Here is a 254-nt window from a genome sequence, read left to right on the forward strand (position 1 = left end):
GACCGGCGAGCAGCAGAAGCTCGAAGGCACGCTGAAGATATCGTCGTCCGACTGGTTCGGCGCGTACGTGTTGCCGCCCGTGATCGCCGAGTATTCGCGCGACTATCCGCTGGTTGAAATCGACGTGCTGACCGGCACGCGCCTGTTCAATCTCGCCCAGCGTGAAGCGGACGTCGCGTTCCGGATCGTTCCATTCACCGGGCAGGACATCGTGCAGCGCCGGCTGACGCGGATGCGCTACGGTGTCTACGTGG

At 63.8% G+C, this 254-nt stretch carries 1 protein-coding gene; it reads left to right on the top strand.

Annotation, left to right across the window (positions count from 1 at the left end; translation table 11 throughout):
* Positions 1 to 254: LysR substrate-binding domain-containing protein (locus tag SB751_RS33015; RefSeq protein ID WP_410749377.1), on the top strand; the 254-nt coding region annotated here is incomplete at both ends.

This window comes from Cupriavidus sp. SIMBA_020 (assembly GCF_046535395.1).
Classification (GTDB): Bacteria; Pseudomonadota; Gammaproteobacteria; order Burkholderiales; family Burkholderiaceae; genus Cupriavidus; species Cupriavidus campinensis.